At 44.2% G+C, this 20434-nt stretch carries 22 protein-coding genes; 3 read left to right on the top strand and 19 right to left on the bottom strand.

Going from position 1 to position 20434, the window contains the following annotated elements:
* The first annotated feature begins 403 nt into the window (after nucleotides 1-403).
* Both B0H99_RS06615 and B0H99_RS06610 read left to right on the top strand, forming a co-directional pair.
* A complete protein-coding gene (locus tag B0H99_RS06615; RefSeq protein ID WP_106532866.1) occupies nucleotides 404-1936 on the top strand; it encodes a hypothetical protein in 1533 nt (510 codons plus the stop codon).
* Entirely contained in the window at nucleotides 1933-4656 is a 2724-nt protein-coding gene (locus B0H99_RS06610) for a DEAD/DEAH box helicase (protein ID WP_106532865.1), read from the top strand. The genes B0H99_RS06615 and B0H99_RS06610 overlap by 4 nt, the downstream gene beginning before the upstream one ends.
* A gap of 54 nt (nucleotides 4657-4710) precedes the next feature.
* Here B0H99_RS06610 and B0H99_RS17800 read toward each other — a convergent pair whose 3' ends face one another.
* Nucleotides 4711-4854 carry a hypothetical protein gene (locus tag B0H99_RS17800; RefSeq protein ID WP_181313590.1) on the bottom strand — a complete coding sequence of 48 codons (144 nt, stop codon included), beginning with the start codon at nucleotides 4852-4854 and terminating at the stop codon, nucleotides 4711-4713.
* 25 nt (nucleotides 4855-4879) lie between these two features.
* Complete coding sequence (locus B0H99_RS06605) at nucleotides 4880-5290, bottom strand: single-stranded DNA-binding protein (RefSeq protein ID WP_106532864.1); 411 nt, start codon at nucleotides 5288-5290, stop codon at nucleotides 4880-4882.
* Between the two features lie 288 nt (nucleotides 5291-5578).
* Here B0H99_RS06605 and B0H99_RS06600 point away from each other — a divergent pair, with 288 nt between their 5' ends.
* On the top strand, nucleotides 5579-6016 hold the full coding sequence (locus B0H99_RS06600) for a YwpF family protein (RefSeq protein ID WP_106532863.1): 438 nt from the start codon (nucleotides 5579-5581) through the stop codon (nucleotides 6014-6016).
* Nucleotides 6017-6516: 500 nt separating this feature from the next.
* Here the strand turns inward: B0H99_RS06600 and fabZ are convergent, their stop codons facing one another.
* The 17 genes from fabZ to upp all read right to left on the bottom strand — a co-directional run bounded on the left by fabZ (nucleotide 6517) and on the right by upp (nucleotide 20282).
* Nucleotides 6517-6954, bottom strand: a complete 438-nt coding sequence (gene fabZ / locus B0H99_RS06595) for a 3-hydroxyacyl-ACP dehydratase FabZ (RefSeq protein WP_106532862.1) — start codon at nucleotides 6952-6954, stop codon at nucleotides 6517-6519.
* Nucleotides 6955-6997: 43 nt separating this feature from the next.
* Nucleotides 6998-7279: a DNA-directed RNA polymerase subunit beta gene (locus B0H99_RS06590; RefSeq protein ID WP_106532861.1), complete on the bottom strand. Its 282-nt coding sequence runs from the start codon at nucleotides 7277-7279 to the stop codon at nucleotides 6998-7000.
* 162 nt (nucleotides 7280-7441) lie between these two features.
* Nucleotides 7442-8449: a rod shape-determining protein MreB gene (mreB, locus tag B0H99_RS06585; protein WP_106532860.1), complete on the bottom strand. Its 1008-nt coding sequence runs from the start codon at nucleotides 8447-8449 to the stop codon at nucleotides 7442-7444.
* Nucleotides 8450-8691: 242 nt separating this feature from the next.
* The gene (gene murA, locus B0H99_RS06580; RefSeq protein WP_106532859.1) at nucleotides 8692-9984 is read right to left on the bottom strand and encodes a UDP-N-acetylglucosamine 1-carboxyvinyltransferase; all 1293 of its coding nucleotides are present in this window, start codon (nucleotides 9982-9984) and stop codon (nucleotides 8692-8694) included.
* Nucleotides 9985-10347: 363 nt separating this feature from the next.
* Nucleotides 10348-10581, bottom strand: a complete 234-nt coding sequence (locus tag B0H99_RS06575) for a DUF1146 family protein (RefSeq protein ID WP_106532858.1) — start codon at nucleotides 10579-10581, stop codon at nucleotides 10348-10350.
* 137 nt (nucleotides 10582-10718) lie between these two features.
* Nucleotides 10719-11123, bottom strand: a complete 405-nt coding sequence (locus B0H99_RS06570; protein ID WP_106532857.1) for a F0F1 ATP synthase subunit epsilon — start codon at nucleotides 11121-11123, stop codon at nucleotides 10719-10721.
* A gap of 24 nt (nucleotides 11124-11147) precedes the next feature.
* Nucleotides 11148-12563 carry a F0F1 ATP synthase subunit beta gene (gene atpD, locus B0H99_RS06565; RefSeq protein WP_106532856.1) on the bottom strand — a complete coding sequence of 472 codons (1416 nt, stop codon included), beginning with the start codon at nucleotides 12561-12563 and terminating at the stop codon, nucleotides 11148-11150.
* A 219-nt stretch (nucleotides 12564-12782) separates the two neighbouring features.
* Nucleotides 12783-13640, bottom strand: a complete 858-nt coding sequence (atpG, locus tag B0H99_RS06560; RefSeq protein ID WP_106532855.1) for an ATP synthase F1 subunit gamma — start codon at nucleotides 13638-13640, stop codon at nucleotides 12783-12785.
* A gap of 180 nt (nucleotides 13641-13820) precedes the next feature.
* Nucleotides 13821-15320, bottom strand: a complete 1500-nt coding sequence (gene atpA, locus B0H99_RS06555; protein WP_106532854.1) for a F0F1 ATP synthase subunit alpha — start codon at nucleotides 15318-15320, stop codon at nucleotides 13821-13823.
* 28 nt (nucleotides 15321-15348) lie between these two features.
* Nucleotides 15349-15879 (bottom strand): F0F1 ATP synthase subunit delta, encoded by a 531-nt coding sequence (locus B0H99_RS06550; protein ID WP_106532853.1) that lies wholly within the window; start codon nucleotides 15877-15879, stop codon nucleotides 15349-15351.
* Nucleotides 15876-16397, bottom strand: coding sequence for a F0F1 ATP synthase subunit B (gene atpF / locus B0H99_RS06545; RefSeq protein ID WP_106532852.1), 522 nt, complete (start codon nucleotides 16395-16397; stop codon nucleotides 15876-15878). Before atpF ends, B0H99_RS06550 begins: the two co-directional genes overlap by 4 nt.
* A gap of 162 nt (nucleotides 16398-16559) precedes the next feature.
* Nucleotides 16560-16784, bottom strand: coding sequence for a F0F1 ATP synthase subunit C (gene atpE, locus B0H99_RS06540; RefSeq protein WP_006829234.1), 225 nt, complete (start codon nucleotides 16782-16784; stop codon nucleotides 16560-16562).
* 59 nt (nucleotides 16785-16843) lie between these two features.
* Nucleotides 16844-17554, bottom strand: a complete 711-nt coding sequence (atpB, locus tag B0H99_RS06535) for a F0F1 ATP synthase subunit A (RefSeq protein ID WP_106532851.1) — start codon at nucleotides 17552-17554, stop codon at nucleotides 16844-16846.
* Between the two features lie 27 nt (nucleotides 17555-17581).
* Entirely contained in the window at nucleotides 17582-17953 is a 372-nt protein-coding gene (locus tag B0H99_RS06530; protein WP_106532850.1) for an ATP synthase subunit I, read from the bottom strand.
* A gap of 4 nt (nucleotides 17954-17957) precedes the next feature.
* Nucleotides 17958-18179, bottom strand: a complete 222-nt coding sequence (locus tag B0H99_RS06525) for an AtpZ/AtpI family protein (RefSeq protein ID WP_106533014.1) — start codon at nucleotides 18177-18179, stop codon at nucleotides 17958-17960.
* A gap of 233 nt (nucleotides 18180-18412) precedes the next feature.
* Nucleotides 18413-19537, bottom strand: coding sequence for a non-hydrolyzing UDP-N-acetylglucosamine 2-epimerase (gene wecB / locus B0H99_RS06520; protein ID WP_106533013.1), 1125 nt, complete (start codon nucleotides 19535-19537; stop codon nucleotides 18413-18415).
* 115 nt (nucleotides 19538-19652) lie between these two features.
* Complete coding sequence (gene upp, locus B0H99_RS06515) at nucleotides 19653-20282, bottom strand: uracil phosphoribosyltransferase (RefSeq protein ID WP_106532849.1); 630 nt, start codon at nucleotides 20280-20282, stop codon at nucleotides 19653-19655.
* Nucleotides 20283-20434 lie beyond the last annotated feature (152 nt).

Raw genomic sequence — 20434 nt, 5'->3', positions numbered from 1 at the left:
TCCTTCTAAAAATTCCGGAAAACCTCAATCCGATAAATGCTTGAAAAGCCTTCTAAAGAGCTTATAATCCGCTGTTTTTCATGGGAATCCTTTAGATCTGCGATTCTATTATTAAAGAATTTATCTTAACTTTGGCACCTTCTTTTACCGCTTTTAAGGTCTAGGGGAAAAATTAAAATAAGTACAAAAAGAAAACTTTTCAAGAAATTTTCTCGTAGTTGTTTTCCTTTCTATTACTTTATCGAGCTTATTTGATAAACATTTTATCGAAACGGGCAAGAAAAATTCGGTAAGTTTTTAACGGCGCCTCACGAGAAAGAAAGCGATTAACTTTTCTTCAACGTTTACGGAGCCGCTTAGAAGCCGTATAATAGAAGGAAAGTTTTATTTTGGGGCGATGCATATGGCTACGGTTCAATCCTTGGCACAACGATTCGATGATACTATTCACAATTATATGGCTGCTATCGATAAATCGCTTCATCCGACGCGCGAACTGGACGAAGAAATGGTTCGAAAAGCAGTCTTTTTAGTTCGCCATGATGGCGTACAGATTCAGTCTTTCAATGAAGAAAAGTTGATTTTGGAAGCAATTGTCAAAGACGCCCATACAGTCAAAGTTTTTCTTAATTTCGATAAACTCACCGCAATTTGCGCATGTCCGCAAGAAGAAACTTGCCGGCACAAATTGGCGGTTATTTTTGCTCTTTACCAAAAAATCGGTTCACTGTCCCAGTGGGTTGCCGACTGGCGCTCCCGGCCGAATGATCAATTGGCGATGCTCTCGAACAAGCGCTCTCCGGCCCAGTGGACAGCCATTATCCGGAATGCCTGGCGGGAAGCTATTCCAGATTACACCACCCGCAACTATTTCTATTTTGAGCAAATGTATGAAGGGCGCTTGAAAAACGCATTGTCCTTTGTTCCGCTTGAACGGGAGTGGAAAGTGCTGTACCGAACTTATGCTCATTTCATTTCCTTGACGGAAGTATGGGACTCTTACATCAGTGGAACAAAAGAAGTTCACCATTCATTTTTCAAAACCTGGTTTGAAGATGAACTGCATGAGTTGCATGATTTGCTCGAGCAATTGCGGACGCAGCACCGTACATTTGAATCGGACGCTTTTTTCGAACACCTTAGAGTGATGGTCCACTCTTTTGTAACTGTAAAAGACAGATCATTTTCTCAGCGATTTGCGCTGTACCAGCTTTTTTGGACGAACTTGTTCAGCTCTAACAAAATGAGGATAGAAGAAGCCGCCGCTTTTTCAAGACCGGATGATCGAATCAGTGCATTTTTTGCAATTTTATTGAAAGATGCAGTGAAGGAGTCGAAAATATCGCCGGATGAAGCATCCGATTGGATCGGGCTTGCGACTCTTGCGGAAAGTGAAGGCCATGAGCAGGCCCTTACGGCTATTCTGATGGCCGTCAAACCGCATGTGAAGACATTTTTGTTTGATGGACTTTACTCGCAATACCGCCAGCAATACGTACGGACTCTAAGCCGCCTATTTTCACTCGTTCAGTTGAGCGAGGAAGATTGGGAAGATTTGTTCAAGCAGTTTGGCCATTACGGTTTGCCTGCCTATTCTGTTTACCTGATCGAAAAACAACTCTATAAACAATGGGCGGAGCTGCATCATCTGCATAACTCCCCCCTTTATTTCGCGGAAGAATGCGGATTGAAAGAAGTGCAAAATGCTGCGCCCGATTATGTTTTGCCGCTTTACCACCGCTATGCGTTTATGCATCTTGAAGAACGCAACCGTTCCAGCTATAAACAGGCAGTGCGAATCTGGAAAAAGATGAAAGCGGCTTGTAAAAAAAGCGGCCAGATGGCTTTCTGGACAGCATATATGAATGAAATACAAACCCAAAACAAACGCCTTCGTGCGCTTCAGGAAGAAATTGAGAAAGGAAACCTTTTATGAATCAATTCCAAACAGAAGGAAGCCGCACTTATTATTTGAGAATCAACCGCAGCGAAGAATTTCGTATCCAAGCAGTCAACGAAGCCGGAAATCGCATACCGCCGGAAGTTTGGAAACCTTATTTATACTTTCTTGATAAGGAAAGCTTTTTCGGCTTAATCTCTGTCACTGATGGGCTCGATCTTGTATTGACGCCAGCGGATTTTGTCCGGCTGTTCCAGCGGGAGCCGCACCACTACGTGGCGTTTTCAGGACAGCGTGCGGAAGACGAAGCATGGCTTAGCTTAGCAGGCAAAGTTGCCGACTCTTTAAATGATGCTTCACTTTGGGATCATGTTTCTGTAGACGGAGAAGATATCACCATCAGCAGCGCTTATGGCGACGATGATATCCGAAGTTTCCTAAGCGATACCATCCGCCATCAACTGCGCCAAAAAGGCCTGGCTCCTGCCCAGTTGCCGTACCTCCAACATTTTGTGCAACAAGCCGGATGGGATGGGCTGCCTGCTGCAGACGATTACGTCATAGCTGTCCAACTGAACGAACCGGATAGTACGGATTTTTGGTCGCTGAAAGTGGCGCTTCGCACGAAACGTGGCGCCTCCTATTGGACGCCGTCCAAACGCCGCGCTGACGAACCGATTGATAAGGTGCTGCCGGAAAAATGGCGCATCCATGCCAAAGAGATTGCTGAACAGCAGGCGCTGATATTAAGCCTCTGCCCTTCCGTCGACCGCTTTGACGAAGAACGGTTATTCCATACGGAATGGAACGATGCCGAAGTACTCCAGTTTCTGCGCAGTGATGCTGAAATTCTCCAAGCTTTCGGTATTGAAGTATCCATACCGTCTTGGCTGAAAGCCGTCCAGGACGCTAAAGTACGTGTTAAAGCGAATGTCCATTCTCCAGCCAAAAAGGCATCGGTGGTCGGCCTTGACCAAATCATCCGTTTTGATTGGCAGTTTTCCTTGAACGGTCATGAACTCAGCATGCAGGATTTTCAGCAACTGGTTTCAGAAAACAAGGAATTTATCCGAGTCGGCAACGAATGGGTGCGGATTGACTCCAATTTGCTTTTGCATCTCCGGAAACTTATTGAGGAGGCGGAAGATGCCGATTGGACGATAAAAGATATGCTGTTCCAGAATGTGCCGGAAATCATGCTTGAAGATGCGGGAGACGATGAAGATCCGCTTATCGAATTTCAGCTGAACCGCTCATTAAAAACCTTGCTCGATAAGTTATTGGATAAGCGCGATTTGCCCGAAACGCCAATTCCTGAAGCTTTGCAGACCGAATTGCGTCCTTATCAAAAAATCGGATTCGATTATTTGGTATTCATGCGTGAAGAAGGCTTCGGCCTATGTCTTGCAGACGACATGGGTTTAGGGAAAACCGTGCAATTGATCACATATTTGCTCCACGTCCATGGAAAAAAACCTGGCAAGCCTTCTTTGATTGTCTGCCCTACTTCCGTTCTCGGAAACTGGCAAAAAGAGTTGAGCCGCTTTGCTCCGGATTTGAAAGTTGTCACCCACTATGGCAGTACACGCCCTAAAGGGGAGAACTTCACCCGATTTTTGAATCTGGAAAACCCGGATGTGGTGCTGTCGACTTATGGCATCGCTTCTTCGGACGCCGAGGAAATCCAAGGACTCCACTGGGCAAGCATCACACTTGATGAAGCGCAAAATATAAAAAATATGTATACGAAGCAATCGCGGACCATTCGGAAGTTCAAAGGCGACCACCATATTGCATTGACCGGTACGCCAATTGAAAACCGGTTATCTGAACTCTGGTCGATTTTTGACTTTATTAATAAAGGCTATTTATATCGCATCAAGCAATTCCAAGAAAACTTCATGATTCCGATCGAGCGCGACGACTCAGAAGAAGTGAAAGAAAAGCTGCGCCAGCGCATCCAGCCTTTCCTTCTCCGCCGAACGAAAAAAGATCCGGACTTGCAGCTGAACTTGCCTGAAAAACAAGAGCAATTGGAGTATTGCCCATTGACTCCGGAACAGGCAGCCTTATACGAGGGGCTTGTCCAGGATACGGTGCAGAAAATGGAGACGCTCACAGGATTCGAGAAAAAAGGCCTTGTCCTGAAAATGCTTAGCAAGTTAAAGCAATTATGTAATCATCCAGCACTTTATTTAAAAGAACCTTATTCTTCTGCTGAAGAAATACTGCCTAGATCTCAAAAGCTGGAGCGCATAGTGACTCTCGCCGGGGAAATAGCAGAGCGCGGGGAACAATGTTTGATATTCACCCAATATATCGGGATGGGGCATCTGTTGCAGCAAGCAATCAATGAACTGTATGGCCACGAAGTTCCTTTCCTGACAGGAAGCATGCCAAAACAGCAGCGAGATACGCTGGTGGCAAAATTCCAGGCAGGTGAATTCCCGATTTTCATCTTATCGCTGAAAGCAGGCGGCACAGGTCTGAACTTGACGGCTGCGACGCATGTTCTTCACGCCGATAGATGGTGGAATCCTGCAGTTGAAAACCAAGCGACCGACCGTGCTTACCGCATTGGCCAAACACAGTTTGTCCATGTGCATAAATTTGTTACAATTGGAACTATCGAAGAAAAAATCGATGCTTTGCTTACGCAGAAGCAGACGATGTCGGATCAATTTATCCAATCGAGCCAGTGGATGACAGAACTGTCCGATGCTGAATTGAAAGACCTTTTCACCTATACGTTATAATAATTCGGCCAGGCCCCCACCTGGCCGAATTCTCTTTTTAGACATGAAAACCGGTCAATCTTTTTCGGCGGAACGAAATATGGCTTTTAACTCACTTAGCTCCCGCTCCGCCTCTGCCAATCGTCTATGAAGCAATGCTGTTAAACGAATCAATTGCTCCATATGAACTTCCAACTGCAATTGCACATCTTTTGGCATGGCTAAGTGTCCCCCTTATTGTTTGTTATGCATTAATTTGTTCCGTCCCTGGCGACTGAAAATCAAAGTCTTCTTCTGACTGTGGTTCCAGTTGCTTGTGGGCGGTTTCTTCTATAGTTTTCTTTTTGTCCAAGAAGCGAATTTGGTCACCTAGGACTTCAGTGACATAGACTCGCGTTCCATCGTCTTTGTCGTAATGGCGCGATTGCAGACGGCCCGTCACCGCTACAAGCGAACCTTTGTGGCAAAATTTGGATACGTTATGTGCCGGCCTGCCCCAGGTTGAACAAAGAACAAAATCTGTTTCCACATCTCCTTTCTGGTTTTTGTAATTTCGGGAAATCGCAACGATGAAGGAAGTATGTACGCGCCCTTCGTTCATTACCCGTGTTACCGGATCTTTTGTTAAGCGCCCCACAATTCCGACTTGGTTCATCTTTTCACCTCCTCTCTTGCTTTTCCATCATACTAAGAAGAGTGAATTTTGCGCAAAAAGGGAAAAATGATATATGGGCGCTTTCTGCTTTTGATATTTTAATTTTAGTGGATAGTTGAAAAAGTTCTACCGCCGATTCATTGATATACATAGGGACAAGCGGACAAAAGCCCTGTTTTCAAAAAAGAGATTTAGTAACTCTTTCATTTTATTTGAGCAAAAAAACTGGTGAACTGAAAAATTTTAGCTATGCTATACTTAAAAAAAGTTACGTTTGGAGGGATATACTTGAAGACATTTAAAATGCTGTCATTGGGAATAGTCGAAGATGAGAATGTGACTGATTTCCCCCTTTATGACGGAATCATCATAAACCAAGAAAACAATGACCGCTCATGGCTGCTTGAAATGCTGATGGACTTGAATTACCGTGAAACGTTTGAAAAATTGAAGGAATCCGGGGAAACGTTTGACGTCAAAGTGGTTATTTCTTATTCCGGCAACGAACCCGCCCCTTTCCAAGTAAGCATTTACAGTGTGAAAGTGATTGGCGAACATATTTCCGTGCTGATGAAAGGCACATTGAAGCTTGGTCGCCGGAAATATGCCGAAACCCTATTGTCGGAACTTCTAGAAGATGGTTTGGAAGGCCAAGAGCTGCTTGAACGGTTTGAACACGATATGCGCTCTCGCCCGATTCTTCGAAAAGACGAAGCAAATTCCTGAACATAAAAAACCCAGAGCAGGAACGTTTTTCAACGTTTTCTGCTCTGGGTTTCAGACTATCAAGAGAGTTGCCTAGCTGTTCATTTCGCTTCAGCCGGACGCGTTAGGCGGGCTAGCGAAGCGATGCAGAGACAGGAGGACAAGGTTTTTTTCGCAGGTCTTCCCTCTATTTAAACTAGCGAACCATTTAGCGAATAAAGAAATGAGAGAACACCTGAACAAGTCGGGTCTTGCTCCTTTTTTCTTCTTTACTCATGCACCTTTAGCTATGGAGCCAAACAGCGGAGACGCCATCGGGACAGCGAAGTGCCGAAATCCACTCGGGCGGCCCTGAGTTAGTTCGGCGCAAGCCCGAGGCAAGCGGAGCAGTTTGGCGGAATAGCAAGAGCGATATCCATTTCAATGGAGTAAGAGTGGTTATCAAAAAACTAAAAAAACCAGAGCAGGAACGTTTTTCAACGTTTTCTACTCTGGTTTTTCTTGTTGCAGCGATGCTGTTCTTACCGCTCTACTACAGGTCCCAAGGCGAATAAAATATCGCATTCGCAAGCAATTTCGCCATCGACGGTCGCTATGGCATGCCCTTTGCCCATTGAACCGCGCAATTTCGTCAATTCAACTTCCAAGCGCAATTGATCGCCTGGTACAACCTGGCGCTTGAAACGACAATTATCAATGCCTGTAAAAAAGGCAAGTCGTCCTTTATTTACCTCCAGCTGCAGTACCGCTGCTGCTCCCACCTGAGCTAATGCTTCAACAATCAATACACCGGGCATTACCGGGTAGCCGGGAAAATGTCCATTAAAAAATTCTTCATTTACTGAGACGTTTTTTAAACCGACTGCTCTTTTTCCAGCTTCGATTTCCAAAATCCGGTCCACCATCAAAAACGGTTGGCGGTGAGGTAAAATTGCTTGAATTTGTTCTACAGTTAACATTAGTCCAGCTCCTTTTCCTACTAAAGTATCCTACAGGCAACTCTTATTTCCGGCCACTCATAATATCAATGATATGCTGCCATGTGCGCCATTTTAAGGCGTCCGCCGGTTCTCCGTCTCCAATCACTCCATATCCGATCATTACCCCTAGAACCATCGCTACAGCGAGGATTGCAAGGACAATTAGAATACGCAGCCAGATAGGGAATAAGCGGATCCGGACCCACTTACTGGAATCACTAGTAGCTTCCGTCTTTTTGTTTTCATTTTCTTTCACTTCTTTAACTTCTCTTCTCAGTGGTCTTTTATGTTTCCATTCAGCCATTTGCTTAGTCAACCTTTCTATTGATGGGCGCCGTCTTTTCTGTCTGCTATAGACAAGGCTTCATCGTCCAGAATCTTTGTACAGGCAGTGAAATGTTTTATTCACAGGAAAATCGGCAGTAAGTGCATAGAGTATTGCCCCTTATCCGATCCTTGCCCGCTATCAACCTGTTTTTTTTCTCCTGCCGCTTTTTCTATCCAAACTGTCCAGAATAATGCCAGTTCCTAAAGCCACGCAGTCCAGAGGATTGTCCGCAATCGTAACAGGTACTCTCAACTGCTCTGCAAGCAGTTGGTCTATACCATGAAGCAGAGCGCCTCCGCCAGTCAATATGATGCCTCTGTCGATAATATCGGCAGACAACTCCGGCGGCGTGTTTTCCAGTACGTTTCTAGCAGCGGCCACAATGTGGTTGACCGAATCTTTTATCGCGTGGTGGATTTCCGCCGACTGAATCGTAACCACTGTCGGCAATCCGGTCACTAGATCACGGCCGCGAATTTCCATCTCTTCTTTTCTGCCATCTGGTGAAACTGTGCCTATTTCTATTTTGAGAGCTTCCGCTGTCCGTTCCCCGATCAATAGTTTGTACTGGCGTTTGATATATTGAAGAATGTCTTGATTGAATACATCGCCTGCCACTCTGATTGATTCGCTTGTTACGATATCGCCCATCGACAACACGGCCACATCAGCGGTGCCTCCGCCGATATCAACTACCATGTTTCCACTTGGTTGATAAATGTCCATGCCTGCGCCAATAGCAGCAACTTTGGGCTCTTCTTCCAGAAACACTTTTTTCCCTCCCGATTTTTCCGCCGCTTCACGAATCGCTTTTTGCTCAACACTGGTAATATTGGTTGGACAGCAAATCAGAATGCGCGGTTTTGTCATAAAGCCTTTAACTTTCAATTTATCTAAAAAATATTTAAGCATTATCTCCGTAACATCAAAATCCGCAATAACGCCATCTTTCAACGGACGGATCACCACAATATTTTCCGGGGTTCTGCCAATCATTTCTTTAGCTTGTTTTCCAACTGCTATAACATGTCTCGTCGTACGGTCCATGGCGACTACAGAAGGCTCGTTCAAAATAATTCCTTTGCCCTTGACATGGATGAGAACGTTCGCTGTTCCCAGGTCAATACCAATATCTTTCGAAAACATTTAAGCGCTTCCCCTTCCATCTTTGCCGCCCCTGATATGTATATAAAAAGACTATCCTAAGTGAACATTTTAGCATAGACAAGATGGGAAGTGCATTATTTTTTCGCACCCAATCTAGCTTTTCACGGTGCAAATGACAAGAGGCGAAAAGACTTTTTGCTTCAGGTCCGGTTCGGCCGCCAAATTAAAAAGCCTGCGGGCTAAACAGCTCGCAGGCTCTAATAATTGGGATATAAGAAATATTAGACCAGTTGTTCTACTTTTGCTTCTTCCGTTGTAACGCGTTCGATATCAGCGCCTAAAGCAGCTAATTTCTTGTGGAAGTTTACGTAACCGCGATCTAAATGATAAAGTTTGTTCACTCGAGTGATGCCTTCAGCGGCAAGTCCTGCTAAGATCAATGCTGCTGCTGCACGCAAATCAGTAGCGGAAACTTCTGCTCCTTGCAGCTTCGATGGGCCTTCCATAATAACAGAACGGCCTTCAATTTTCACTGATGCATTCATGCGGCGGAACTCTTCAACATGCATAAAGCGATTTTCAAAAACAGTTTCAGTCAAAATGCCGTTTCCTTGAGCCGTCAGCATCAACGACATCATTTGCGATTGCATATCTGTCGGGAAACCTGGGTGAGGCATTGTTTTAATATCAATTGAGCGAAGCGGACGTGAAGCACGGATGCGCAGGCCTTCTTCTACTTCTTGAATATCGACACCCATTTCTTCTAGTTTAGAGATTAATGCCGCCATATGTTCAGGAACCGCATTTTCAATAATGACATCCCCTTCAGTGATAGCCGCTGCCACCATAAACGTTCCAGCTTCTACGCGGTCAGGAATGATGTAATGTTCTGCTCCGTTAAGTTCCTTGACGCCTTCGATACGCATAGTGTCTGTTCCAGCACCGACTACGCGTCCGCCCATTTCGTTAATGTAGTTTGCCAAGTCAACAATTTCCGGTTCTTTTGCAGCGTTCTCGATAACCGTCACGCCATCAGCCAAAGCAGCTGCTGTCATGATGTTTTCTGTAGCTCCAACACTTGGGAAATCCAAATAAATTTTTGCACCGCGCAGGCGGCCAGTTGTTTTCGCTTCAACAAAACCATTACCGAAAGTAATTTGAGAACCCATCGCTTCAAAACCTTTTAAATGCTGATCAATTGGACGTGAACCAATTGCACATCCGCCTGGAAGAGCAACACGAGCAAATCCGTTGCGTGCAAGGACTGGCCCCATTACCAAAATTGAAGCTCGCATCTTTCTAACATATTCGAATTGCGCTTCACTCGATAATGTTTGGGATGCATCAATCACCATTTCATTTTTTTCTGGGAAATAGTCAATTGACACGTTCAAACTTTTCAGCACTTCCTGAATGGTATAAACATCCGCTAAATTTGGTACTTCTTTAAGGATACTTTTTCCATTAGAAGCTAATAATGCGCCGGCAAGAATAGGTAGTACTGCGTTCTTAGCACCTTCCACTCGAACTTTCCCTTTTAATTTTTGGCCGCCTTTTACAATAATCTGATCCACTGATATGCCCTCCATCTGTTAAGTAATATCTATATGTACAATACGTACGTTATAAAGTCCAATGTCATTAATTAGAAACAAAACCTTACTTATAGTACCTGTTTTCTAATAAAATCACAAGCACCTTATCGCCTATTTGTGGTATTTTTTTGTGATTGCTATAAGATTCGTCCACTGTAACCTCTTTCTGTCGGTAGTTTGTAAAAGATTTTGAGGAATATTACATTCTCATTACATACAACAATTCCCGTGAAACTAGGAAATAAACCTAGTTTCCGTAATTATTTCCCAGGAAATGCGAACTAGTCGAGTTGGTATTTTGCCATGGTTACGATTTTCGAAACCATGGCAAAACAACAATCTTTAAAACAAGTAAGGCAATTGTCGAGACCATAGTGAGATATTTAAGAAGAATGTTGAAACAATGGTTCCAATAACAATACTCAAGAATATATAAAGTATTTGCGCTTGTAGCACATGATTTTTATAAATCCATTTTTCAATCATGAGGGCACGCAGTGCGTAGAAAGCAATGCCTGTGAAAAAAATATGGCTAAATATAGAAATTAAAGCTTGTTGCCCAACTATAGTTTCCAAAAGAATCCTCTCCTTCTTCACTTTTTATATAAACAATTTTAATAAGTAAAAGTATGCTTTCATCAAGAAAATGATGAAAACCTAGAACAAAAGAAAAGCGGACAAAAGTGGAATGCCCTTCTGCCCGCCTGTTTCATTTAAATGTTACCCTCATAAACGTTGATACGATTCATCGCACGCTTTAAAGCCAGTTCTGCACGTTTAAAGTCGACTTCGTCTTTATTCGCCTGAAGTCTCGCTTCTGCACGTCTAGCAGCTTCTTGAGCGCGAGGAAGATCGATATCTGTCGCAAGCTCTGCAGACTGTGCTAGAATCGTTACTTTTTCAGGACGAATTTCAAGAAATCCGCCGTTTACAGCAACCAACTCCGTTGAGTTGTCCTTTTTCAATCGGATTGCACCGATTCCAAGAGGAGCAACTGTCGGGATGTGGCCAGGCAAAACGCCCATTTCACCGGTTGCTGTGACTCCAATTACCATAGAGACTTCTGAATCGTATACCGGGCCGTCGGGAGTGACAATATTGACTGCAATGGTCTTCATTTTTTTCCCTCCTGGTCCCTTATTTTAAACTTCTACGCCCATGCTTTTCGCTTTTGCGATTACTTCTTCGATGCGTCCAACCAAACGGAATGCATCTTCAGGCAAGTGGTCGTATTTGCCTTCAAGAATTTCTCTGAATCCTTTAATCGTTTCCTGAACTGGAACATAAGAACCTTTTTGGCCTGTGAACTGTTCAGCAACGTGGAAGTTTTGAGATAGGAAGTTTTGGACACGGCGTGCACGGTTAACCGTAAGCTTGTCCTCATCACTTAACTCATCCATACCAAGGATTGCAATGATATCTTGAAGTTCTCTGTAACGCTGAAGCGTTTGCTGAACTTGACGGGAAATTCCGTAGTGCTCTTCTCCAACAATTTCAGGCGACAATGCGCGTGAAGTTGAAGCAAGAGGATCCACAGCCGGGTAGATACCCATTTCAGAAAGTTTACGCTCAAGGTTAGTAGTTGCATCCAAGTGAGCGAAAGTTGTAGCTGGAGCCGGATCCGTATAGTCATCGGCAGGTACATAGATCGCTTGAATAGATGTAACAGAACCTGTGCTTGTAGTCGTGATACGTTCCTGCAATTGGCCCATCTCTGTAGCAAGTGTTGGCTGGTAACCAACGGCAGATGGCATACGGCCTAGAAGTGCCGATACCTCAGAACCTGCTTGAGTGAAGCGGAAGATATTATCGATGAACAAAAGAACGTCTGCGCCCTGCTCATCACGGAAATATTCAGCCATAGTCAAACCAGTCAAAGCTACACGCATACGTGCGCCAGGCGGCTCGTTCATTTGTCCGAATACCATTGATGTTTTCTTGATAACGCCAGAATCGCTCATCTCGTGGAACAAGTCATTTCCTTCGCGTGTACGCTCACCAACACCAGCGAATACAGACAAACCGCCGTGTTCTTGAGCAATGTTGTTAATCAATTCTTGAATTAGAACAGTTTTACCTACTCCGGCACCACCGAAGAGACCGATTTTACCACCTTTGATGTAAGGAGCAAGCAAGTCGACAACTTTGATACCTGTTTCAAGAATTTCAACTTGTGTAGAAAGGTTTTCGAAAGTAGGTGCTGAACGGTGGATCGGGTTGCGGCGTTCAGAAGCTGGAATTTCTTCCCCTAAATCGATTACTTCGCCTAGTACGTTGAATACACGGCCTAATGTTACATCCCCAACTGGAACAGTGATTGCACTGCCCAAATCGGTTACTACTGATCCGCGTTGTAAACCATCTGTGGAATCCATCGCGATTGTACGTACTGCATCATCACCAAGGTGCAAAGCCACTTCAAGAGTTAACGTAGTTGGCGCTTGCCCGGGACGATTAATATTTACAGTTAGGGCGTTGTAGATTGCTGGAAGTTGACCTACGGAAAACTGAATGTCTACAACCGGTCCCATAACTTGAAGAACGTGTCCTGTGTTCATGCTGTTCCCTCCTGTCTTACTTTTGTCTTTCGATGGTTCTATTTACAGCAATAGGACTCCCGCTCTAAAAGCGGGAGATCTCCTAGCTGTGTTTTCTTTATGTCTAGCTCCGGCGATCAGACCCTCGGGGTCATAAGGCAGCCCCTGCGGCGGCAGCAGCCTCCTCGCGGTCTTCCTTATGCCTGTCGGGTCTTGCTCAATCGCCTGAGCTTTTCAGTATTATTCTAAAGCCGCTGCTCCGCCGACGATTTCTGTGATTTCCTGAGTAATCGCAGCTTGACGAGCACGGTTGTATACAAGTGTAAGTCCATTGATCAAATCGTTCGCATTGTCGGTAGCGCTCTTCATTGCTGACATGGATGCAGCATGTTCGCTTGCTTTGCCGTCAAGAACAGCACCGAAAATCAGGCTTTCTGCATATTGCGGAAGAAGAACTTCCAAAATCGCTTCTGCTGATGGATCAAACTCATACGAAGCAGTAGACGTTGACGGCTGAATATCCGTCAAAGGCAGAACTTTCTTTTCAGTAACGTCTTGTTGAATAGCTGAGACAAAGTGATTGTAGTACATATAAACTTCGTCATACGTACCATCTGAGAACATACCAACAGCTTTGTGCGTAATTTCTTTGATGTCCGCAAACGTAGGATGATCCGGCAAAGCAATTTTGCTCTCTAAGATCGTCATTCCCTGCTTGGCGAAGAAATCCCGACCTTTACGGCCGATACTAAGGATTACAAACTCATCATTGGAAGTATGGCGCTGGCGAATTTTAGCCATTACTGTGCGCAGAATGTTGCTATTGTATCCGCCTACTAATCCACGGTCCGATGTTATTACGAGATATGCGGTTTTCTTCACCGGACGTGTAGTCATCATTGGGTGACTTGTGTCACTTGATCCTGCAGCAATTGCAGATACGACGTCTTGAATTTTACCCATGTAAGGAACAAAAGCTTTCGCATTCACTTCCGCACGGTTCAATTTTGATGCAGAAACCATTTGCATGGCTCTTGTAATTTGGCTTGTTTTCTTTGTAGACGTAATTCGGTTTTTTATATCGCGTAAAGATGCCACTGGTATTTCACCACCTTATTATTTTTTGTTCTTATCCGTATGGAAATATTGGTCTGATTATCCCGTTTTAACGGTTCGTATGACTCCCACTTATCCAAGTGGGAGGTCGACTAACCGTAAAAACCCGATAAGATCAACTAACATTCATTGGGGAAGAACCCCAATGAATGAAGTTTCTCTTTATGCGAATGTGCGTTTGAATTCGTTGATCGCAGCAGCAAATGCTTCATCAGATGGCAATTTGTTCGTTGTGCGGATATGATCTAAAATTTCTGTGTGGTTTATATCCAACCAGCTAGTTAATGCAGCTTCAAAACGTTGAATATCAGCAACTGGAATATCGTCAAGGAAGCCTCGAGTCAATGCGTAGAAGATAACAACTTGTTTTTCAACTTTAATCGGATTGTGCAAGTCCTGTTTTAATACTTCAACAGTACGTTTCCCACGCTCAAGCTTCGCAGCAGTTGCAGGATCCAAATCAGAACCGAACTGAGAGAATGCTTCAAGTTCACGGTAAGCAGCCAAGTCTAAGCGCAATGTACCCGCAACTTTTTTCATTGCATTGATTTGGGCAGAACCACCAACGCGCGATACTGAAAGACCTGCGTTGATTGCTGGACGTACACCCGAGAAGAATAAATCGGATTGAAGGAAGATTTGTCCATCTGTGATTGAAATTACGTTTGTCGGGATATAAGCAGAGATATCGCCTGCTTGTGTTTCAACGAATGGCAAAGCTGTGATTGAACCTGCTCCAAGAGTTTCGTTCAATTTCGCAGCTCTCTCCAATAAACGGGAGTGCAAGTAGAATACATCCCCTGGATATGCTTCACGGCCTGGAGGACGACGAAGCAATAGAGACAATTCGCGGTAAGCCGAAGCTTGTTTAGTCAAATCATCATAGACGATCAATACGTGTTTGCCATCAAACATGAACTCTTCCGCCATTGTAATACCTGCATAAGGAGCAAGGTACAATAATGGAGCTGGTTGAGATGCTGAAGCAGTAACAACGATTGTATAATCAAGTGCGCCATTTTTGCGCAATGTCTCAACTACGTTACGTACTGTTGATTCTTTTTGTCCGATTGCTACATAGATACAAATCATGTTTTGGTCAGCTTGGTTCAGGATCGTATCGATCGCTACAGAAGTTTTACCTGTCTGGCGGTCACCGATGATCAATTCGCGCTGTCCGCGGCCGATTGGAACCAAAGCGTCAATCGCTTTGATACCAGTTTGAAGCGGTTCGTGAACCGATTTACGGGCCATAACGCCTTGAGCTGGGCTTTCGATTGGACGGGTTTTCGTTGTATTGATCGGGCCAAGGCCGTCAACCGGCTGTCCGATCGGGTTTACAACGCGTCCGATTAGTTCTGGTCCTACAGGCACTTCCATGATACGTCCAGTACGGCGTACTTCGTCGCCTTCTTTGATATCAGTGTATGGCCCAAGGATGATAATACCAACGTTGTTGGCTTCTAAGTTTTGTGCAATACCGACGACGCCATTCGGGAACTCAACAAGTTCTCCAGACATAACGTTATCAATGCCGTAAACGCGAGCGATACCATCACCAACAGTGATTACTGTACCGACTTCGTCGACTTTAATCTCAGATTGATAGTTTTCGATCTGCTGTTTTATTAAACCGCTGATTTCTTCAGCTCTGATACTCATGTATGTCACCCTCTCAAAATTTCTGATATTAACCGATCAATTGACGTTGTAGTCGCTCAAGTTTCGAGCTGATGCTGCTGTCATAAATCTGGTTTCCGATTTGAATGCGCATTCCACCAATAAGAGACGGGTCAATGATATTTTCAATTCGCAATGCTTGTTTTCCGACTTTCTTTGCAAAAACGGAAGAAACTGATGTAACTTCTTCTGCTGACAATGGACGGACGGAATACACTTTTGCATCTGCAATTCCTTGTTCTTCGTTGGCTAGGCGAATGTAAGCATCCACTAATCCGACGACTTCGTTCAAACGTTTGCGTTCTCCCATTAAAAGCAATGTATTTGCTACAAACACATTTGCTTGTCCGAACAATTGAGAAATAATATCTCTTTTATTTTCAGACGTTAAATTTGGAGAATCGATCAAGTCTTGAAGTTCTGGATTTTCGACGAAAGCTTTTTTCACTTCGCGTAAATCTTCTTCCACTAAAGCCATTACTTCGTGTTGTTTTGCTGTTTGGAACAATGCAAGTGCGTAACGTTCTGAGACTTGGCTCATCGTACGTCGCCTGCCTTCGCAATCGTTTCGTTTATCAACTGACGGTTGTCTTCTTCAGAAATTTCTTTACCAAGAACTCGAGATGCAGCAAGCATAGACAATGCAACAACTTCTTCACGGACTTGAGAAAGAGCTTGTTCTCTTTCGTTCGCGATTTCTTGCACTGCAGATTCTTTGATGCGGCCAGCTTCTGCACGAGCATTTGTAATGATATCCTCACGAGAAACTTCGCCTTGTTTCTTAGCGTTTTCAATGATTTGCTGAGCTTGTGTACGCGCTTCTTTCAACAAGTTACGCTGCTCTTCAAGCAATTTCTGTGATTCTTGTCGACTTTTCTCAGCCGTTCCAATTTCCCCAGCAATCAAGTCTTCACGTTCTTGCATAATTCCCATCAACGGGCCCCAAGCGAATTTCTTCAATAGCCACATCAACAAAAGGAAAATAGTGAGTGTTGCCAAGATATCTCCGATGTTTAAAAATTCCCCGGTTGCGCCGAGTACAAGATGATCAAAAAACACGATTGTTTCACTCCCTTCAAGAGCTTAAAGTTCTGTTTCTTCTATAATAAGATCTTTTCATGTAAAAGAATAGTTTTCAAAACCACAAGGTTATACAAACATAAATGGCGAAAACTACGCCGAAGCATGCCCGCCATTTATCTTATATCTATAAATTATTGACTATTGGTTCATTACGATGAACGCGATAACTACTGCGATGATCGGTAATGCTTCAACCAAAGCTACCCCGATGAACATAGTTGTTTGAAGAACGCCACGAGCTTCTGGCTGGCGAGCGATACCTTCAACTGTTTTAGAAACGATAAGACCGTTACCAATACCTGCACCTAGTGCTGCTAAACCTACTGCGATTGCTGCTGCTAATAAACCTAATGAACCTGTCATTTTGAAATGTCCTCCTCAGGATAGTTGTTTTTTGTTTTGCTCAATATGAGCATTTATAATCAATGGTCGTCGGCAACTTTATGCGATAAATAAACCATCGTTAACATAACGAAAATAAACGCTTGGATTGCACCGATAAAAATCGAGAATCCTTGCCATGCCATCATCGGAAGGATGGCTGCTGCAAATCCGAGAACACTTGCTGATGCAAGTCCTGCCAACAAAGTAAGCAAGATTTCACCTGCATAGATGTTCCCGTATAGACGCAGACCGAGTGTCAGCGTATTTGCAAATTCTTCAATAATCTTAAGCGGGAACAAGAACGGCATCGGTTTTAGATAGCCTGCGCCATATTCCCCCAAACCCTTCAACTTGATGCCATAGTAATGGCTCAAAATGATGATTGTGGCGGCCAATGTCATTGTAACCGTCGGGTCAGCAGTTGGGGATTTCCACCAAAGATTCCCGTCAACTACAATTGCAAACGGCAACCCCAGCATATTGGATACGAAGATGAACATAATTAATGTAATTCCAAGAACATGGAATCGTCCGCCTTCTCTCCAGTCCATATTGCTCTTAATCAGGCCTTTAACGAAGTCCATAACCCATTCCATAAAGTTTTGCATACCTGTTGGTTTGAGTTGCAGATTCCGAGTAGCGATGAATGCAATTAGGAAAACAATAAGAGCAGCTACAAGAAGCATCATAACGTTCGACAAGTTGAACCATATGCCGAACACTTGTTTCATAGGAGCGCCATGATCCACGATAGTTTCACCTCTCTTTCCACAATCTTAATAGTGTTTCACGTGATAAACAATTCGTTCTGCAAGCAGCAGAATATACGGAATCATTAAACCGATAACCGTACTGATTAGGTGGATGTGCTCCGCGAACAAAATAGCGATCGCTACAGCTGCAACCCCCGAACCAAACCGTAATGCCGTTCCAAGCGAACGAACTTTCGAGCCTTCTGCCACCGCCCGGTCAAAACGTTCCATACGGCGAACCAGAATCCACATATTATAAATGCCGAACAAAATTCCGATTATAAGACCGGCAAAAATCGTTTGGTATGGAGTGAATCCCCAGCCAATGACGAATGCCGCAAGGATGAAATAAATCATTCTTTTTAGTCTTGTATAAATCTCCTTTAGTCCATCCATTTGTTTACCTGTCTCCTGATTCGAATTTTTGGACGGTTTTGAGCATTGCCCACACGCCGATTGCTAAGCCCGTGAGTAAGCCAATGATTAAGAAAAGCGGGGCGGTTCCGAACTGATCATCAAGCCACATACCTGTGAACAAACCGATGAGCACGGACCCGACAAGTTGTGAGAGAATGGCGCTGTAAAGCACCATCGCTTGTAAGGGACTTTTTGTTGGGCGCATGATAAACCCCTCGAAATTCGTTTTGATTTGACATTTTACCTCTAAAAAAGAGCCGTCGCGTCTGGCTTTCAGAACCACATCTTTATGTATGAAAACCTTCTCATGCATACCCTTTGTAAGCATACAATAGGGGTAAAACCCTGTCAATTAGTAGAAGTGAAAAACTTCACAAGCGAAATTGTGTCGACATATTGTCGACAAATTTAAAGTTGAATGACAAATTTTCCACTATTTTAACTTTCTTCCTTGTTCAGGTAGCCATATAGCGCTTCAACAATTCGGTGCGAGGCCTTTCCATCTCCATAGGGATTGGAGGCTTGGGCCATTCGTTCATATGCTTCCGTGTCGGTTAACAGCTCTTTGGCCAGCCGGTAGATATCCGCTTCCGAAGTGCCAGCAAGCTTTAAAGTTCCTGCCTCGATGCCTTCAGGGCGTTCTGTCGTATCACGCAATACAAGAACCGGTTTACCTAGTGAAGGCGCTTCTTCCTGAACACCGCCGGAATCTGTCAATATAATGAAAGAACGTGCGGCAAAATTATGAAAATCCATTACTTCAAGCGGTTCGATCAAATGAATTCGCGGGTCACGACCGAGCACTTCATCCGCGACTTCTCTGACTGCCGGATTCATATGTACAGGGTATACGACTTGGATGTCATCATGTTCTTCCGTCAGCCGCTTAATGGCCCGAAACATATTCCGCATTGGCTGACCCAAATTTTCCCGCCGGTGCGCAGTCAACAAAATCATGCGGTCTGATCCAACCTTCTCAAGGACCGGATGGCTATATGCTTGTCGAATTGTGGTTTTCAAAGCATCAATCGCCGTATTGCCTGTGATGAAAATTCTCTCTTTCCGCTTGCCTTCTTTCAGCAGATTTTGCGCAGACTGTTCTGTCGGAGCAAAATGAATATCTGCAATCACGCCTGTCAGTTGCCGATTCATCTCTTCCGGATACGGTGAGTACTTATTGTGTGTGCGAAGGCCCGCTTCTACATGGCCGACCGCTATCTGATTGTAAAAAGCGGCAAGGCTTGCTACAAAAGTAGTCGTTGTATCCCCGTGCACCAGTACAATATCGGGCTGGGCTTTTTTCATGATTTCATCTAAGCCGCGCAACCCGCGTACCGTTACATCGCTAAGCGTTTGGCGGTCTTTCATGATATTCAAATCATAATCTGGTTTGATCTGGAACGTCTCAAGAACTTGATCAAGCATTTCCCGGTGTTGAGCCGTTACGGTAACAACCGGTTCGATTGTTTCAGGATGCTTTTGAAGCTCCAAAACAAGCGGCGCCATCTTGACTGCTTCCGGCCTTGTGCCGAAAATCGTCATTACTTTCCACTTTTTCGCCAAAAGGACCAGTCCCTTTACTTTGGTATCAAACTCCGCCAACCGATCCCTCTTGAGAAAATTCTCCGTTCGATAAGAGTATTCTTAAGAGGGAAGATGGACGGCGTCGGTTTTTATTTTATTTTGTTCCGAATAAGCGGTCTCCGGCGTCGCCGAGTCCAGGAACGATATATCCATGGTCATTCAATTTTTCGTCTAAAGCCGCGATGTATACATCGACATCCGGATGCGCTTCTTGAAATGCTTCCACGCCTTCTGGTGCCGCAATGATGCACATAAAGCGGATTTTAGTAGCTCCCCGTTTTTTCAATGAATGCACAGCCTCGATTGCGGAACCGCCTGTTGCAAGCATCGGATCCACAACGATGAACTCGCGTTCTTGAACATCGGAAGGCAATTTCAAGTAATATTCGACCGGCTGCAAAGTTTCCGGATCACGGTATAAACCGATATGCCCGACTTTAGCTGCTGGGATCAATTTTAAAATTCCGTCGACCATGCCGATGCCTGCTCGAAGAATTGGCACTATACCCAACTTCTTTCCTGCCAGCACGCGAGAAGTTGCAACTTGGACCGGCGTTTCCACTTCGATTTCTTTTAGAGGCAAATCACGTGTGATTTCAAAAGCCATCAATGTTGCAATCTCATCTACTAATTCCCGGAATTCTTTGGTTCCTGTTGACTTGTCACGAATGTAAGTCAATTTATGCTGGATCAACGGGTGATCAAAAACATATACTTTACCCACGGCACATCTCTCCTTCTCAAACATTATCTTCAATAGTATATCAGAAAATCAGCTTTCCGAGGGGTTCCAAGAAGCAATGAAATTATTCAGTTTTTTCACGAATGCTTTGATGGAAGATAAAAGAAATAAAAAAACCGGAGCTTATAAGCTCC

The organism is Planomicrobium soli, assembly GCF_003014655.1.
Classification (GTDB): Bacteria; Bacillota; Bacilli; order Bacillales_A; family Planococcaceae; genus Planococcus; species Planococcus soli_B.
Note: the sequence above shows the minus strand (reverse complement) of the source record. Positions and strands in the feature narration are given on the sequence as shown.

Bases quoted from the DNA above. Each gene is read 5' to 3' on its own strand.
- atpD (WP_106532856.1), bottom strand. From the start codon at position 12,563: ATGAACACAGGACACGTTCTTCAAGTTATGGGACCGGTTGTAGACATT.
- atpA (WP_106532854.1), bottom strand. From the start codon at position 15,320: ATGAGTATCAGAGCTGAAGAAATCAGCGGTTTAATAAAACAGCAGATC.
- B0H99_RS17800 (WP_181313590.1), bottom strand. From the start codon at position 4,854: ATGCCAAAAGATGTGCAATTGCAGTTGGAAGTTCATATGGAGCAATTG.
- B0H99_RS06570 (WP_106532857.1), bottom strand. From the start codon at position 11,123: ATGAAGACCATTGCAGTCAATATTGTCACTCCCGACGGCCCGGTATAC.
- B0H99_RS06590 (WP_106532861.1), bottom strand. From the start codon at position 7,279: ATGGCTGAATGGAAACATAAAAGACCACTGAGAAGAGAAGTTAAAGAA.
- fabZ (WP_106532862.1), bottom strand. From the start codon at position 6,954: ATGTTAACTGTAGAACAAATTCAAGCAATTTTACCTCACCGCCAACCG.
- B0H99_RS06615 (WP_106532866.1), top strand. From the start codon at position 404: ATGGCTACGGTTCAATCCTTGGCACAACGATTCGATGATACTATTCAC.
- B0H99_RS06530 (WP_106532850.1), bottom strand. From the start codon at position 17,953: ATGGATGGACTAAAGGAGATTTATACAAGACTAAAAAGAATGATTTAT.
- B0H99_RS06550 (WP_106532853.1), bottom strand. From the start codon at position 15,879: ATGAGCCAAGTCTCAGAACGTTACGCACTTGCATTGTTCCAAACAGCA.
- mreB (WP_106532860.1), bottom strand. From the start codon at position 8,449: ATGTTTTCGAAAGATATTGGTATTGACCTGGGAACAGCGAACGTTCTC.
- B0H99_RS06610 (WP_106532865.1), top strand. From the start codon at position 1,933: ATGAATCAATTCCAAACAGAAGGAAGCCGCACTTATTATTTGAGAATC.
- B0H99_RS06525 (WP_106533014.1), bottom strand. From the start codon at position 18,179: ATGCGCCCAACAAAAAGTCCCTTACAAGCGATGGTGCTTTACAGCGCC.
- atpE (WP_006829234.1), bottom strand. From the start codon at position 16,784: ATGACAGGTTCATTAGGTTTATTAGCAGCAGCAATCGCAGTAGGTTTA.
- B0H99_RS06605 (WP_106532864.1), bottom strand. From the start codon at position 5,290: ATGAACCAAGTCGGAATTGTGGGGCGCTTAACAAAAGATCCGGTAACA.